Source organism: Sulfitobacter sediminivivens (assembly GCF_042611115.2).
GTDB classification, from domain to species: Bacteria; Pseudomonadota; Alphaproteobacteria; order Rhodobacterales; family Rhodobacteraceae; genus Sulfitobacter; species Sulfitobacter sediminivivens.
Genome location: NZ_JBHGAR020000009.1, coordinates 82,595 through 96,775, shown reverse-complemented (window position 1 = coordinate 96,775; position 14,181 = coordinate 82,595). Strand labels below are relative to the sequence as shown.

Below are 14,181 nucleotides of genomic sequence, written 5' to 3'. Positions count from 1 at the left end.
AGTAGAATGGCTAGAGCAAAATTTCTCGTAGATGCTGAACGCTGCATTGAATGCAACGCATGTGTCACGGCCTGTAAGAACGAACACGATGTGCCTTGGGGCATCAACCGTCGGAAAGTCGTCACGATCAACGACGGCAAACCCGGCGAGCGGTCAATTTCGGTTGCGTGTATGCATTGTTCGGACGCGCCATGTATGGCCGTCTGTCCAACGGACTGCTTTTATCAGACCGCCGATGGTGTCGTTTTGCATTCCAAAGACCTGTGCATCGGGTGTGGGTATTGCTTTTACGCATGCCCCTTCGGCGCACCGCAATACCCGCAGGCGGGCAACTTTGGCTCACGCGGCAAAATGGATAAATGCACCTTCTGTGCCGGTGGCCCGGAGGAAAACAATTCCACTGCCGAGTTCAAAAAATATGGCCGCAACCGGATCGCAGAGGGCAAACTGCCCATCTGCGCCGAGATGTGTGCAACCAAGGCTCTGCTTGCCGGCGACGGCGATGTCGTATCGGGCATTTACCGCGAACGTGTTGTGGCGCGTGGTTTTGGATCCGGCGCATGGGGCTGGGGTACAGCTTACGATCAAAAAGGCGGGTAAAGGCCCCTTTTGAGATTGCTAAAAGGGGCGGCCTAATCTGGGCCGCCCCTCTTTGATCTATGATGAGGAAGTTGCTGATGCTGCGTCTTTTAGGCTTGCTTGCCCTTATGTTGACCCTCGCTGTACCTGCTGCGGCGCAAGATGCCTTAGATGATCCGCGCGCCTCAACTGGGGGTGCGCAGACGCTTGAGGACATCCTGCGCAGACAGGAAGGCATCGCGATAGATGACAGTTTTCGCAGTGATCTAACGGGCAATCCTGACGCCGCTGCCAGTATCAGCGATCAACTTGGCACCCTTGGTGGAGCCTCTGATCCAGACCTTTGGCGGGCGCTGCGGTACGGATCAGCCGATATTACCACGCAAACCCGCGGTCCAGCCGTAACCACACTGATGCAAGACGGTGGCATGTGGTGGCTCAAGTTCCGCGAGGGGCCGCTTTTGTCTTTTGGGGTCTACCTATTGGGTGGCACACTTGTGTTGCTGGTGCTGTTTTACCTGATCCGCGGTCGCATTCGCATTCATGGCGAAAAAACCGGGCGCACGATCACGCGCTTCAAGGCGTTTGAACGGTTCGGCCATTGGCTTTTGGCGTCTTCCTTTCTGGTACTTGGCGTCACTGGGCTCATCTCGCTCTTTGGCCGCAAGGTGCTGATCCCTGCGTTTGGTCATGAGACGTTTGCGTTTCTGGCGGTCGGGAGTAAATGGGTTCATAACAACGTCTCTTGGGCGTTCATGGTCGCGCTGGTCATCATTTTTGTCGTCTGGGTCGTTCATAACATTCCCGATCGTACCGACCTGCATTGGCTTGCCAAAGCGGGCGGCCTATTTGGAGGGGAGCATCCACCAGCCAAGAAGTTCAACGCAGGTCAAAAACTGATCTTCTGGGCGGTGATCGTCTTGGGAGGATCGATATCGCTGTCCGGCTTGTCCCTGCTGTTTCCGTTTGAAATGAACCTGTTCGGTCATACATTCTCGACGCTCAACAGCTGGGGCATTCCCGGCTGGTTTGGTGCCGCAGACCTGCCATACCCACTGCAGCCCCAGGAAGAGATGCAATATGCGCAGCTATGGCATGCGCTTGTCAGTTTGATCCTCACGGCGATCATTTTCGCGCATATCTACCTTGGCTCTGTCGGGATGGAAGGTGCATTTGACGCGATGGGCAAAGGCGAGGTTGAAGAGCAATGGGCGCGCGAACATCACAGCATCTGGGCAGATGAGGTCCTGACCACGACCGACCAGACCAAGAAGGGGACGGCGACATGAAAGCGTTTCTTTTTGCCCTCGTGGCACTGGTCGTGATTTCGGTTGGTGCAAATCAAGCACTGACGCACATCGGTTTTTCCAGTGCTGAGGCAGGGTCTTCGGCAACGAACGTGCGGATCGCCGAGTAGCGCAACGGATCTGTCCCAATGAAATCAGCATTGCCGGAAGGTCTTGCTGAACCCCCGAAGCCCTGAGACTTTGCCGCCTGCGATCAGAGGCTGTTCCATTGGGCGCGCTGGCAGGCTAAACTTGATATCGAGGCAGAAATTAGGAGAAACCGATGCGCAAAGCCATCTTTGTCGCGCTGTCAGTATTGGCGCTGGGAACCATCTTTCGAGCTGATCCCGCGGCGGCCGCGTCGCTTGGATACTACGAGGTTCATGGCGTCGAGGATGACGACATGCTGAAAATGCGGGCAGGGCCGGGCATTGGATATAAGGTCATTGTTGGTCTTCCCAATGGCACCGTCTTGAGGGTTCAGGACTGCCAGCAGACAGGTGGCACCCGCTGGTGCAGGGTCACTTTGAAACAGGCGCGTGGCCTCATGGGACATGTATCTTGGGCCTACCTTCGCAAGAAGTGATCTCGCCCTGATCGACCTCACTGAAATGCTCGTGCTCGACCGAGCTGCCCGATTTTGGGCGGAGCATATGGTCTCGACTGAGTCATCGCCCTAGTGCAATCAACGGGTGGATGTTAGCTCGCTAGAAAAATATTGCGGCCTTAAGGGTAGAGGTCGAAGCAGTGATAATCGCGAACCAACAAGAAAACGCATGCTCTTTTGCGTTCTTTGCAAGCACTGGCAGGACGGCCACAATGTTTGTCGCCAAGACACTGAATGCGCTTCTTGAGGTGACGGCATTTCATGAGGGGCAATTGTTTGATGGCACGCCCACACGGCGGCTTCCGCTCATCAATCTTCAGAACCGCAAAGCATGAAATGACGCAGCCTATGCAGAAAAAACTGTCGAAGAGCTGAGATCAAAGAAAGTGTTGGAGCAAGCTGCAGAAGGTGCTTCGCTTTTGGTTGATGTCGCGTTCAACAACGCACCGTTTTTGGGACCACTTGCAAAGCGCCATCCCCCATTGTGTTTTGTTGCAATTTTCGGGCGGTGCGAAGGATTTGTAAGATTAGCCACGATTGTATTGGACGAAGATACCCAAGTAGCCGGCTGGCCCGATCGCGACACGCCGCTGACAGACAGCAAAAATTCATATCACTTGGCAGACTGAAACCAACCAAAGACAGTGTGTCCTTTTATCCTTGGACAGAATGGTCCGCAATTCAGCGCAACATCTGGCCCTGGACAACTGTCAACACACACCTTGCCAAGTTCGTCAAAAATGGTGCTTTGCGCAGCAAGGTGCTTTTTACGGATCTGATCTAAGAACCAGCCCGGTTTTGGGCACCGCTGCTTCAAACGTTGGGTGTCAGCACTGAGACCAATCTGAAAAGAATGTGTGGAGCTGTCGGCCAAAAAGATAAATCAACGGGCATCCTATAAGATCGACCCCATTTCAGAATAGAGCCCTGCCGAACGGGCACTTTACGACGAACTTGCACGCCCTCTCGAGGATTCAATTTATGGCTGATGATGTGCTCGACAAAGTAATTCTGATTGTTCAGGACACACTGCGAACCGAGAATGGTCGAGATGTTTTGATTTGTGGTACCGGAGGATTCAATGGACACGGTGCCTGCCTGATGACATGGTTGCCTTGGAAAATGCGTTGCCCGACAGCGCCAAAATATTTGATATATATGCTGAGATTGGCATGGAATTCGGCGGCTTCTCGTATGACGATGCCCATCTCGAAAAGTATCCGACGGCCCTGCTGACAACGGCCTTTATGGCCGAGTGTGTTGTTGATATTCTAGGCCCGGGCGCGCGCTGATGATTGACCCGGTCTCATATGTCGTGCTCATTCTGGTTGTCCTTGGTCTATCTCATGCAACGCTGGTCTTTCGCTTTAGTCCGGTCAATCGCTTGTTTTGGTGTATAGCGCCCCCAATGCTACTGCTTTGCGTAACGCATCCGGCTGCTCTGGCTTTCGCGGCCATTGCTTTGAACATCGCGGTATATGGCACAAGCCGGATATTGGGGAATGAGCGCGTCAATGCGCGGCTGCCCTATCTGATACTTCTACTGTTGTTTGTTCCGGACATTCTCGATCTGTTATGGGCCGCGCCCATTCTGTGACTGGGAAGTGCCTTTTTTATTATCCGGCAAATGATGACAACGACGCAGGCGATTAAGAAAAAGGCAGGCCCGCGCAATTACATTCCCGCACCTGCAATCGCCAGTTTCTTTTTCGCTGCACTTCCGTCGGGCGCGGTTTTCAATGGACTTGATGTGCTCAAGGCGCTCAGGGAACGTCGCCGCCCACACTACCAAGACGGTTTTTACCGGATATTCGAGGGGTTTGTCTTTCTTTTTGCAGTGGCTGGATTTCTCGGCATGGCGGTTCAGTATGCACACTTTCAGGAGAACATGTTTTTTGAGCAAAAGAGCCTCATCGCCTATGGCACCTATCACTTCCTCTTTTTACCGCTAAGCAGTTTTGGATTTCTGTTTGCCACCATCTATGGCTATTCGCGCATGGCTGAAGGAACCGCACTTGTTCTTGGGTTTTCGGTTCCGCAGAACTTTAGCAAGCCCCATCTGGCCAGCGACATCGGCCACTACTGGAGAAGGTGGCACCGGTCGATGGCCGATTTCGTCATCCAATATATCAATCTGCCCCTCGTCGTCACCTGGGTCAGTTCAAAGCTGGCATTGATTTGCGCGTTTGTGTTCATGGGGTTGTGGCACAATCTGTCATTGAACTTTCTAATCTGGGGTCTTGGGCACGGGCTTGCATTGGGATATGTTCTACCTTGGACCAAAAAGAAAAAGTGAAGCCATTGATGATCCGTGTCGTTTCCTTGGGTTACGTGGTTTTCCTGTCTGCCATTGCGCATGGAGTTTGATTTACATGATGGAATCCGGGCGCATCCTTTATATTGCCGGATGTATCGCGATCCTGATTCTGTGGGTTGCCTACGGCAGTTTCGAGGCTGCGGAAGCGCCCTATGTTGGATATTAACAGCATAGCGTGCCAACGAAACCTATCCTGCTGAAAGAGCACTGATCACGTTTTGCCACGCAACCCGGCGATGGATTCAACGCCGTTTGCCCCGAATTTCAGGTTTCTTGTTGCCACGCGCCCCAGAGGTGGTGGGTGTGTTGTCGCGGTTTTCATCCTGAAGTTTGCGCCAACGCTCAAGGCGCGCAGGGTCAATCGTGCCATCGGCGGCGGCTGCCTGAATCGCACAACCCGGTTCATGCAAGTGGGTGCAATCGCGAAAGCGGCACTGGCCCGCACGTTCAGCGATCTCGGCAAACAGAACGTCCAGCCCTTTCGAGACATCGCTCAGATGAAGGGTGCGCATGCCGGGGCTATCAATCGCCCAGCCACCGGCTTGGATGGCGTGCAGTGACCGCGACGTCGTTGTATGTCGCCCTTTTGCGTCATCCTCGCGAATGCCACCTGTTGTCTGTGCTTCTTCGGGCGGCTTGGCCGCAAGTGTGTTGAGCAATGTGGATTTTCCCACCCCGGAAGACCCGACAAGGGCGACCGTCTGTCCATGCCCGCACCATTGCGCCAGCGCCGCGGCGGCATCTTGTGATTTCGCGTTCAACGTCACAACGGCCAGCTTGCGTTGCAGGGCGGCGGCCTGTTTTGCGTATGTCGCCGCGTCTGCCATTTGATCTGCTTTGGTCAGGACGATCACCGGTTTGGTTCCGGCCTCATTTGCAAATGCCAGATATCGCTCTAGCCGAGCGGCATTGAAGTCGTCGTTGCACGAAGTCACGATGAAAAGGGTATCGACATTCGCTGCGATCAACTGCGGAGTGCGCGACCCCATAGTCTGGCGATGCAGCAAGGATCGCCGTTCCAGTCGCCGGACAAGCATATGTTCAGGCATCTCGGCCAGAACCCAGTCCCCCACGGTGAAATCTGCGGCATTGGTTTGGGGCGAAAGACGCAACTTGACCGGGCCGTTTTCGGATTCAGCAGTCATTCGGGTCCGATGGACAGTTGCAATGCGCAAGCGGGCTAATGCTCTCTCATCTGGTTCAAGTTGGTCGGCAAAGAATTGTGACCAGCCGAGGGATGCCAACAATTGGGAAGCGTAAGGTTTTTCATTGTGCATGACACCCCACATGGCCGCACTGCCTGAATGGTGCAAGTCTTTCATGCGCATTCCATCAAAACGACATCTTTACCCAAAGGCCGAAATCAATCGCGACTTTGCGCTTGCTCAAAGAACTTAAATTGGGCGGTTGCTAGATGCATGAGCATGAAGAACGATAGTTCCTTTCTGCTTACACTGTTAATGGCTTTCGGCCTTACTTTTCATGCCCCAACTGGGGTGGCGATTGCTGGGCGCGACGCGGGAGCGGTTCCCACGGAAGTTAACGCCACCGGTGTTTCAAAGACAGCGCCTGCCGATGATCTGATCGCGCCAACCCAGAATCCCCGTGTCTTTCTGATCTGTTGCCCCGGACACCTCCCTCGCAAGGGTGGCGGCGCATGAAGCATTTCCGTTTCCTGTTTACCGTGCTGGCCTTTTTGGTAACTGTGATGCTTTGCGCGCAACCAGTTGTTGCGGCTGAATCGGTCCTCTCAGAATTGGTGTCTGACGTTCAGGCCGGTGAATTGGTCGACGGGGCCGATGCCTTTGGTCCCTTCCATGCTGACGTCCCGGCAGTGCAGATTCTCAAGGGTGGGGACCGCATCGGCTGGGCATTTGTTACATCTGATTTTGTCTCAACCACCGGCTATTCGGGAAAACCGATCCATACGATGGTTGCTGTGGATGATGATGCAAAGGTCATCGGGGTGCAGTTGGTCAAACACTCTGAGCCGATTGTTCTCATTGGCATTTCAGACTCCAAGATGAAGGCGCTGGTCGCAAATTATCGTGGCCTCGATCTTGTTGCCGAGGCTCAATCAGGCGGTACCGCTCACCAGCTTGATATTATTTCAGGCGCGACGGTGACGGTCATGGTGATCGACGATTCCATCATTCGGGCGGGTCTCAAGGTTGCCCGAGAGCTTGGGTTGGGTGGGCTGGCTGTTGAGGAAACGGGGACTGGGCCACAATTTGAAATCGACCCAGACGCCAAGGCCGCATCAGGCTGGATGGCGCTGGAAGGGGATGGCACCTTGCGCCGGTTGTCGCTTGATGTCGGGCAGGTCAATGCCGCCTTTGCGGGTATGAAAGATCAGCGGGCAGGCAAACGCGCCCTCAAAGAAGCGTCAGAGACAACGTTTATTGAGATGCAAGTCGCTCTTGTTTCTCATCCCGCAATCGGTCGGGCGCTGTTGGGGGAAGCTGTTGCCGGCAATCTGGAAGACTGGCTTGAAGAGGGTGACCATGCCATCGCAATCGTTGGGCGCGGGCTCTATTCCTTCAAGGGGTCGGGGTATGTGCGGGGTGGCATTTTCGACCGGATTGTGCTGATCCAGGATGACGTTTCCGTGCGGTTCCGGGACCGGATGCACAAACGCATCAACACAATCGCCGCCGAAGGGGCACCCGTCTATCACGAGGCGGATCTGTTCAAAATCCCCGCAGACAGCGGTTTTGATCCGACACAGCCTTTCCGCATTCAGCTTCTTGTCCAACGCGAGGTAGGGGCGATTGAAAAAGTCTTCACGACATTTGATCTGGGTTATCAACTTCCGGACAAATACCTCCGGTCTGTGGCACCACCGCCGGCTACGGAAGTGTCCGCAGAGGTGGTTAAGGTCACATCGCTGACAGAATCTGATGCACATCAGGCGCTGTGGAAACGGATTTGGCAAAGCAAACAGGTCGAGATCGTTGTGCTCTGCATCATGTTGAGCGTGCTGACTGGCGTATTCTTTTTCCAGACTTACGCAACCCGCAATGAACGCGGATTTCTCTGGTTCCGCATCGCATTCCTGACGGTGACGCTGGTCTATCTGGGCTGGTATGCCAACGCGCAATTGTCTGTGGTCAACCTGATGGCGCTGTTTGGCTCGCTGGTCTCTGGTTTTAGCTGGCAGGCGTTTCTGCTTGACCCAATGACGTTTATTTTGTGGTTCGCGGTGGCAGCAGCGCTGCTGTTCTGGGGGCGGGGTGCCTATTGTGGCTGGCTCTGCCCGTTTGGTGCCTTGCAAGAACTGCTGAATCGCGCCGCGCGCGCCTTGCACATTCCTCAATGGACGCTGCCATGGGGGCTTCATGAACGCCTCTGGCCGCTGAAATACATGATCTTCCTTGGTTTGTTCGGCGTTTCGCTTGCCAGCATCGAACAGGCCGAACGTCTGGCCGAAGTTGAACCATTCAAGACGGCGATCATATTGAACTTTGTGCGGGCATGGCCGTTTGTGGCCTATCTTGCGGCCCTGCTGATTGCCGGATTGTTTGTCGAGCGGTTCTTTTGCCGCTATCTCTGCCCGCTGGGCGCAGCGCTCGCCATTCCGGCACGGTTGCGGATGTTTGACTGGCTCAAGCGCTATCATGAGTGTGGGAACCCGTGCCAGACCTGCGCCAACCAATGCCCTGTTCAGGCCATCCATCCGACTGGCGAGATTAATCCAAACGAATGTGTGAACTGCCTGCATTGTCAGGTGCTTTACCAGTCGAAAACGACCTGTCCCGTCGTCATCAAAAAAGTGAAGCGTCGCGAGAAAGTCGGTGCAGCACCGGATCTCATGCGCCCCAATCTGGGGCATCCAAACCAACCTACTCCACAACCCACCAACTGAAAGGACGAGCTATGTCTGATGATAAGAAAATGCCAATCACACGGCGCGATCTGCTAGGGGCCACGGCCGGGGGCACCGCGCTAGCTGGTGCATTCGGCACACGAGCCATTCTGGCGGGCGGTGCCATTGGTGCCGCGACACTGGGCACTGCCACCAGCGCGCGCGCCGCAGCTGAAGTCGGTCCGGGCCAGCTTGACGAATACTATGGCTTTTGGTCCTCGGGCCAGTGCGGCGAGATGCGCATTCTGGGCATCCCGTCGATGCGTGAATTGATGCGGGTCCCGGTATTCAACATCTGTTCTGCAACCGGGTGGGGCATCAGCAATGAATCCAAGAAGATTCTGACCGAGGGTCTGACCGAAAAGACCAAAAAGTATCTGGCCGCCAATGGTCATGAATTCCCACCAAATGGCGATCTGCACCACCCCCATATGTCTTTCACCGAAGGCACTTATGACGGGCGCTATCTGTTCATGAATGACAAGGCCAACACCCGCGTGGCTCGCGTACGCTGTGACGTGATGAAATGTGACAAGATCATCGAGATCCCGAACGCCAAAGCCATCCACGGACTGCGCCCGCAAAAATGGCCACGCACCAACTATGTCTTCTGTAACGGTGAGGATGAAACACCAATGGTAAACGATGGCTCGATTTTGGATGAGCCGGAAAAGTACGTAAACTTCTACACCGCCGTGAACGCCGACGAAATGACGGTGGCATGGCAGGTCATGGTTTCGGGTAACCTTGATAATACAGATTGCGACTACGAGGGCAAATACGCGTTCTCAACTTCATACAATTCGGAAATGGGGATGACCCTGGCCGACATGACAGAAGCCGACATGGATCATGTCGTGGTATTCAACATTGCCGAGATTGAAAAAGGCATCGAGGCAGGTGACTTTATTGAGCTGAACGGCGTCAAAGTGTTGGACGGGCGCAAAGGGCTGGACAACAAATACACCCGCTACATTCCAATCCCGAACAACCCGCATGGCTGTAATATGGCACCAGACAAGATCCATCTGTGCATCGGGGGCAAGCTGTCACCGACGGTCTCGGTAATTGACGTGCGCAAGCTGGATGCGGTTTTCAACGATGGCGCTGAACCGCGCAGCGTCATCGTGGCAGAGCCGGAACTGGGTCTTGGTCCACTCCACACCTGCTTTGACGGAAAGGGCGGCGCTTACACCACCCTGTTCCTCGACAGTCAGGTTGTGAAGTGGAACATTGAGGATGCGATCAAGCTTTACAACGGCGAGGACGTTGACCCGATACGCACTAAAAAGGATGTGCATTACCAACCCGGTCACAACTCGACCGTGATGGGCGAGACGCTGGAAGCGACCGACAAATACTATCTGACGATGAACAAGTTCTCGAAAGACCGCTTTCTCAATGTGGGTCCGTTAAAGCCGGAGAATGAACAACTCTTTACAATTGATGGCGATGAGATGACATTGATCCATGACGGCCCGACCTTTGCCGAGCCGCACGATTCAATCATCGTGGACCCGTCAAAGCTGAGCCCGAGGTCGGTCTGGGATCGCAACGATCCGATTTGGGCTGACGCACGTGCACAGGCCGAAGCCGACGGCATTGATCTGGATGACTATCAGGACACAGTGATCCGAGACGGCAACAAGGTGCGCGTCTACATGTCCAGTCAGGCACCGGCTTTTGCCATTGAGAGCTTTACCGTGCAGGAAGGTAACGAGGTGACAGTGATCGTCACCAACCTTGATGACATTGACGACCTGACCCACGGTTTCACCATGGGCAACCATGGTGTGGCGATGGAAATCGGGGCACAGGCGACTGCATCGGTGACCTTCGTTGCGGCACAGCCTGGGGTTTTCTGGTATTATTGCCAATGGTTCTGTCACGCGCTCCATATGGAGATGCGCGGTCGGATGTTTGTCGAACCAAAGCCGAGCTAAGCCATGCTGCGCTCCCTGACCTTTCTGGTGTCACTGCTGATCGCTCTGCCCGTTTGGGCAGCAGAGGTTCGCGTGCTGCCGGGGGCAGGGACGCTTGCCAACGCCATCGCCGGGGCAGCGCCCGGCGATGTGCTGGTTCTGGCTGCGGGCCAGTTTGCTGGCCCGGTCACGATTGACAGGCCGCTGACAATTACCGGACCCGATGACGCCGTCATTGATGGCATGGGGCAGGGGACGGTGATCACAATTAATGCCTCAGATGTGCATATCACGGGGCTGACAATAACCGGATCAGGGCTTGATAGCCAAAATCTAGACGCCGGGATCAAGATACTTAAAAAGGCAGATCGCGCATTGATTGAGGGCAATCGCCTGCTGGGCAATCTGCATGGCATAGATGTGCATGGCGGGCGGGACGCAGTTGTTCGCAACAACACGATTGAAGGGACGCAGACGCCACGCATGAACGACCGGGGAAACGGCATTTATGTATGGAATGCCCCCGGTACATTGATCGAGGGCAATAAAATCCGTTGGGGTCGTGACGGGATATTCTCGAACACCTCGCGCAAGGGTGTCTACCGCAACAACCTGTTTCGCGATCTGCGCTTTGCGGTGCATTACATGTACACGAACGATTCCGAAATCTCGGGGAATGTGTCGATTGGCAATCATCTGGGGTATGCAATCATGTTCTCAAACAAGGTTGTTATCAAAGACAACCTCAGCCTGTCCGACATCAGCCACGGGGTGATGTTGAATTATGCAAATAATGCGGACGTGTCGGGAAATCTGGTGCGCGGCGGGGCGGATCGCTGCACGTTCATCTACAATGCCCATAAGAATTTGATCTATGATAACCGGTTTGAAGGCTGCACCATAGGCATTCATTTCACTGCTGGATCAGAACGTAACATTCTGACGGGAAACGCTTTCATTGGAAATCGGACGCAGGTGAAATACGTCGGTACCCGTGACATCGAATGGAGTTTTGAGGGCAGGGGCAACTATTGGTCGGATCATCCCGGGTTTGACCTTGGCGGTGATGGTATCGCAGACAGCGCCTTTCGCCCTAATGATCTGATGGATCATATTTTGTGGTCGCAACCGGCCGCTGCCTTGCTGACCGGTGCCCCGGCCGTGCAGCTCATTCGATGGGCGCAATCCAGTTTTCCCGCCACTCTGCCAGGGGGTGTTGTGGACAGCACACCGTTGATGGCCGCCCCCATGGTGACAGTCCCGCCCGAATACACCGCGATGGAGGCCGAAGTGGTCGCCCGACGGAAAGAAAGTGACCCAGATGACTTCGACATTGACGATCTCACATCTCACTAAGACATTTGGCAGCGTGACAGCCCTGTCTGACGTTTCGCTCTGCGTGGCGCCGGGTGAACGCGTGGCATTGCTGGGCCATAATGGCGCGGGGAAATCCACGCTGATGAAGCTCATACTGGGCTTGATTGCACCCGATACCGGCGACATTTCGGTCTGTGGTGCGGTTCCGGGCAATCCCGGCGCGCGCTTGCAGGTGGCGTATCTGCCGGAAAACGCCGCCTTTCATTCCGCTTTGACCGGGCTGGAGCAGATTGCGTACTACATGCGTCTGCGCAAGGTGGACCCCAAGGGGGCGATGGACCTGCTGGAGCGCGTTGGCCTCGCCTCTGCGGCCAAGCGCCGGATTGGAACCTATTCCAAGGGTATGCGGCAGCGGGTCGGTCTGGCTCAGTCCTTGATCGGGTCCCCGGCTCTTTTGGTTCTGGATGAGCCGACCAGCGGCCTTGATCCTGTCTCGCGGCGCGACTTTTACGATCTGCTGGATGATCTGGCCGCCGATGGTGCCGCGATCCTTTTGTCGAGCCATGCCCTGACCGAGGTTGAAGCGCGCACAGACCGATTGTGCATCTTGTCAGGTGGGAAAGTGGTGGCTGAGGGGTCCTTGCAGGCATTGCGCCGGGAAGCGGCGCTGCCAATCTCCATGCAGATTACCGCGCTCAATGGATATGGCACGGATATCATGGCAGCTTTGCCGCATGCGATCCGCGTTGAAAATACGCTCCATCTGACTTGTGCACAAAGCGATAAGCTTGCCACTCTCGCCCGCATTTCGGCGATGCAGAACATGGTTGCGGACTTCGACATAATCCCGCCAAGCTTGGAAGACATATATGGCCATTTTAGCCGGAGGGACGGACAATGATCGCCCGCATCCTTGCCACGGCAATTACCGAGGGTCACATCGCCCGCCGCAACCGTTGGGTGCTGATTGCCGTGCTGCTGATGGTGGTCTTTTCGCTGGTGTTGTCGGCTGCGGGGTCGGCCCCGACCGGCGCACTTGGCGCGGACCGCCTGTCGGTCGTGGTGGCATCGCTGACGTCTTTGTCAGTCTATCTGGTGCCGCTGGTCGCGCTTTTGATGGCGTTTGATGCCATTGCTGGCGAGGTGGAGCGCGGCACATTACCCTTGTTGCTGACCTATCCAGTTGCCCGTTGGGAGGTTCTTGCAGGTAAGTTGCTGGCGCATACGGTCATTCTGATCTTTTCCATCGTCGCAGGCTTTGGCACGGCGGCAGCCGTCACCATAGTGGCTGATCCCGCGGCGGTCTCGGGGCTGGGCTCTTTATGGCGGCTGACATGGACATCCATTTTGCTTGGGGCAACATTTCTGGGGATCGGGTATGCGCTCTCGGCCTTGGCGCGGCGCGCCTCGGCAGCAGCAGGTTTGGCAATTGGGTTGTGGCTGGGGTTGGTGGTACTCTATGATCTGGGTTTGCTGGCGGCGGTTGTCGCCGACGGCGGCGGTACTTTTACGACCCGTATTTTCCCTGCGGCCCTGCTCGCCAATCCCGCAGATGCCTTTCGGCTCTTCAACCTCACCGCATCGCAAGCCACATCCGCAGCTTCAGGCATTGGGGGTGCCGCAACGGTCATTCCGCAATGGCAATCGCTATCCTCATTGCTGGTTTGGCCGCTGTTGGCGCTGGCCTTGGCCACACTTGCCTTTAGAAAGTTCGAACCATGAGACACCTTTTGTTGGCCACGGCCTTATTGGTCCTGACTGCTTGCAAGCAAGATGGGGTACAAGACACGGCAGCTCTGCCACTGACCGAAGAGACAGTTGGGCATTATTGCCAGATGAACCTGCTTGAACATCATGGCCCAAAAGCACAGGCGCATTTGTCAGGACTACCGGGCGCGCCGCTGTTTTTCAGTCAGGTCCGGGACGTCGTGGCCTATATGCGGATGCCTGAGCAAAGTCATGATATTCTGGCGGTCTGGGTCAATGATATGGGCGCACCTGATGCCACTTGGGAAGTGCCGGGTCCGACAAACTGGATCGCTGCTGAGAACGCGTTTTATGTTGCGGGTGGGCGTGCCAAGGGCGGCATGGGCGCGCCTGAAATCGTGCCTTTTTCGAATCCTGAAAATGCCAATCGGTTTGCAAAAGCCAATGGCGGGCAGGTCATGCGCCTTGCCGACATACCGAACAGCGCCGTTCTGGCCCCTGTGGCTTTGGATGGCGACACAGATGATGCAGAGTATAGCAATCGCTTGCGCGCCTTGTCGCGCACCCCTGGGGAGTAAGAC

The 14,181-nt window shown here is 55.4% G+C and carries 15 protein-coding genes; 14 read left to right on the top strand and 1 reads right to left on the bottom strand.

Annotation, left to right across the window (positions count from 1 at the left end; genetic code table 11):
* Positions 1-6 precede the first annotated feature (6 nt).
* The 8 genes from fdh3B (at position 7) to ACEWL3_RS11140 (ending at position 4,768) form a co-directional block, all read left to right on the top strand.
* Positions 7-600 carry a formate dehydrogenase FDH3 subunit beta gene (gene fdh3B, locus ACEWL3_RS11175; RefSeq protein ID WP_386181568.1) on the top strand — a complete coding sequence of 198 codons (594 nt, stop codon included), beginning with the start codon at positions 7-9 and terminating at the stop codon, positions 598-600.
* Between the two features lie 77 nt (positions 601-677).
* On the top strand, positions 678-1,868 hold the full coding sequence (locus ACEWL3_RS11170; RefSeq protein ID WP_386181572.1) for a formate dehydrogenase subunit gamma: 1,191 nt from the start codon (positions 678-680) through the stop codon (positions 1,866-1,868).
* The gene (locus tag ACEWL3_RS11165) at positions 1,865-1,996 is read left to right on the top strand and encodes a hypothetical protein (protein WP_386181574.1); all 132 of its coding nucleotides are present in this window, start codon (positions 1,865-1,867) and stop codon (positions 1,994-1,996) included. Before ACEWL3_RS11170 ends, ACEWL3_RS11165 begins: the two co-directional genes overlap by 4 nt.
* A 152-nt stretch (positions 1,997-2,148) precedes the next feature.
* Positions 2,149-2,451, top strand: coding sequence for an SH3 domain-containing protein (locus tag ACEWL3_RS11160; RefSeq protein ID WP_386181577.1), 303 nt, complete (start codon positions 2,149-2,151; stop codon positions 2,449-2,451).
* A 233-nt stretch (positions 2,452-2,684) separates the two neighbouring features.
* Positions 2,685-2,807 carry a hypothetical protein gene (locus tag ACEWL3_RS11155; protein WP_386181580.1) on the top strand — a complete coding sequence of 41 codons (123 nt, stop codon included), beginning with the start codon at positions 2,685-2,687 and terminating at the stop codon, positions 2,805-2,807.
* 771 nt (positions 2,808-3,578) lie between these two features.
* The gene (locus tag ACEWL3_RS11150) at positions 3,579-3,764 is read left to right on the top strand and encodes a hypothetical protein (RefSeq protein WP_386181583.1); all 186 of its coding nucleotides are present in this window, start codon (positions 3,579-3,581) and stop codon (positions 3,762-3,764) included.
* A complete protein-coding gene (locus ACEWL3_RS11145) occupies positions 3,764-4,069 on the top strand; it encodes a hypothetical protein (protein WP_435000885.1) in 306 nt (101 codons plus the stop codon). The genes ACEWL3_RS11150 and ACEWL3_RS11145 overlap by 1 nt, the downstream gene beginning before the upstream one ends.
* 30 nt (positions 4,070-4,099) lie before the next feature.
* Positions 4,100-4,768, top strand: a complete 669-nt coding sequence (locus ACEWL3_RS11140) for an MBOAT family O-acyltransferase (RefSeq protein ID WP_386181589.1) — start codon at positions 4,100-4,102, stop codon at positions 4,766-4,768.
* A gap of 263 nt (positions 4,769-5,031) precedes the next feature.
* On the opposite strand, the gene rsgA is transcribed toward ACEWL3_RS11140, so the two are convergent.
* Positions 5,032-6,066, bottom strand: a complete 1,035-nt coding sequence (gene rsgA / locus ACEWL3_RS11135; RefSeq protein ID WP_386182119.1) for a ribosome small subunit-dependent GTPase A — start codon at positions 6,064-6,066, stop codon at positions 5,032-5,034.
* 380 nt (positions 6,067-6,446) lie between these two features.
* On the opposite strand from rsgA, the gene ACEWL3_RS11130 reads away from it, so the two are divergent.
* From ACEWL3_RS11130 to ACEWL3_RS11105, 6 genes are read left to right on the top strand one after another with little or no spacing between them, the layout of a single operon-like run.
* On the top strand, positions 6,447-8,654 hold the full coding sequence (locus ACEWL3_RS11130) for a 4Fe-4S binding protein (RefSeq protein WP_386181592.1): 2,208 nt from the start codon (positions 6,447-6,449) through the stop codon (positions 8,652-8,654).
* A gap of 11 nt (positions 8,655-8,665) precedes the next feature.
* Positions 8,666-10,597: a TAT-dependent nitrous-oxide reductase gene (gene nosZ / locus ACEWL3_RS11125; RefSeq protein WP_386181595.1), complete on the top strand. Its 1,932-nt coding sequence runs from the start codon at positions 8,666-8,668 to the stop codon at positions 10,595-10,597.
* 3 nt (positions 10,598-10,600) lie between these two features.
* Complete coding sequence (locus tag ACEWL3_RS11120; protein WP_386181598.1) at positions 10,601-11,932, top strand: nitrous oxide reductase family maturation protein NosD; 1,332 nt, start codon at positions 10,601-10,603, stop codon at positions 11,930-11,932.
* The gene (locus ACEWL3_RS11115) at positions 11,898-12,794 is read left to right on the top strand and encodes an ABC transporter ATP-binding protein (protein ID WP_386181601.1); all 897 of its coding nucleotides are present in this window, start codon (positions 11,898-11,900) and stop codon (positions 12,792-12,794) included. Before ACEWL3_RS11120 ends, ACEWL3_RS11115 begins: the two co-directional genes overlap by 35 nt.
* Positions 12,791-13,615 carry an ABC transporter permease gene (locus ACEWL3_RS11110; RefSeq protein WP_386181604.1) on the top strand — a complete coding sequence of 275 codons (825 nt, stop codon included), beginning with the start codon at positions 12,791-12,793 and terminating at the stop codon, positions 13,613-13,615. The genes ACEWL3_RS11115 and ACEWL3_RS11110 overlap by 4 nt, the downstream gene beginning before the upstream one ends.
* The gene (locus tag ACEWL3_RS11105) at positions 13,612-14,178 is read left to right on the top strand and encodes a nitrous oxide reductase accessory protein NosL (protein WP_386181607.1); all 567 of its coding nucleotides are present in this window, start codon (positions 13,612-13,614) and stop codon (positions 14,176-14,178) included. Before ACEWL3_RS11110 ends, ACEWL3_RS11105 begins: the two co-directional genes overlap by 4 nt.
* Positions 14,179-14,181: the final 3 nt, after the last annotated feature.

Excerpts from the sequence above, each read along its gene's own strand:
- fdh3B (WP_386181568.1), top strand. The coding sequence starts at position 7 with ATGGCTAGAGCAAAATTTCTCGTAGATGCTGAACGCTGCATTGAATGC.
- ACEWL3_RS11170 (WP_386181572.1), top strand. The coding sequence starts at position 678 with ATGCTGCGTCTTTTAGGCTTGCTTGCCCTTATGTTGACCCTCGCTGTA.
- ACEWL3_RS11165 (WP_386181574.1), top strand. The coding sequence starts at position 1,865 with ATGAAAGCGTTTCTTTTTGCCCTCGTGGCACTGGTCGTGATTTCGGTT.
- ACEWL3_RS11160 (WP_386181577.1), top strand. The coding sequence starts at position 2,149 with ATGCGCAAAGCCATCTTTGTCGCGCTGTCAGTATTGGCGCTGGGAACC.
- ACEWL3_RS11155 (WP_386181580.1), top strand. The coding sequence starts at position 2,685 with ATGTTTGTCGCCAAGACACTGAATGCGCTTCTTGAGGTGACGGCATTT.
- ACEWL3_RS11150 (WP_386181583.1), top strand. The coding sequence starts at position 3,579 with ATGGTTGCCTTGGAAAATGCGTTGCCCGACAGCGCCAAAATATTTGAT.
- ACEWL3_RS11145 (WP_435000885.1), top strand. The coding sequence starts at position 3,764 with ATGATTGACCCGGTCTCATATGTCGTGCTCATTCTGGTTGTCCTTGGT.
- ACEWL3_RS11140 (WP_386181589.1), top strand. The coding sequence starts at position 4,100 with ATGATGACAACGACGCAGGCGATTAAGAAAAAGGCAGGCCCGCGCAAT.
- rsgA (WP_386182119.1), bottom strand. The coding sequence starts at position 6,066 with ATGCACAATGAAAAACCTTACGCTTCCCAATTGTTGGCATCCCTCGGC.
- ACEWL3_RS11130 (WP_386181592.1), top strand. The coding sequence starts at position 6,447 with ATGAAGCATTTCCGTTTCCTGTTTACCGTGCTGGCCTTTTTGGTAACT.
- nosZ (WP_386181595.1), top strand. The coding sequence starts at position 8,666 with ATGTCTGATGATAAGAAAATGCCAATCACACGGCGCGATCTGCTAGGG.
- ACEWL3_RS11120 (WP_386181598.1), top strand. The coding sequence starts at position 10,601 with ATGCTGCGCTCCCTGACCTTTCTGGTGTCACTGCTGATCGCTCTGCCC.
- ACEWL3_RS11115 (WP_386181601.1), top strand. The coding sequence starts at position 11,898 with ATGACTTCGACATTGACGATCTCACATCTCACTAAGACATTTGGCAGC.
- ACEWL3_RS11110 (WP_386181604.1), top strand. The coding sequence starts at position 12,791 with ATGATCGCCCGCATCCTTGCCACGGCAATTACCGAGGGTCACATCGCC.
- ACEWL3_RS11105 (WP_386181607.1), top strand. The coding sequence starts at position 13,612 with ATGAGACACCTTTTGTTGGCCACGGCCTTATTGGTCCTGACTGCTTGC.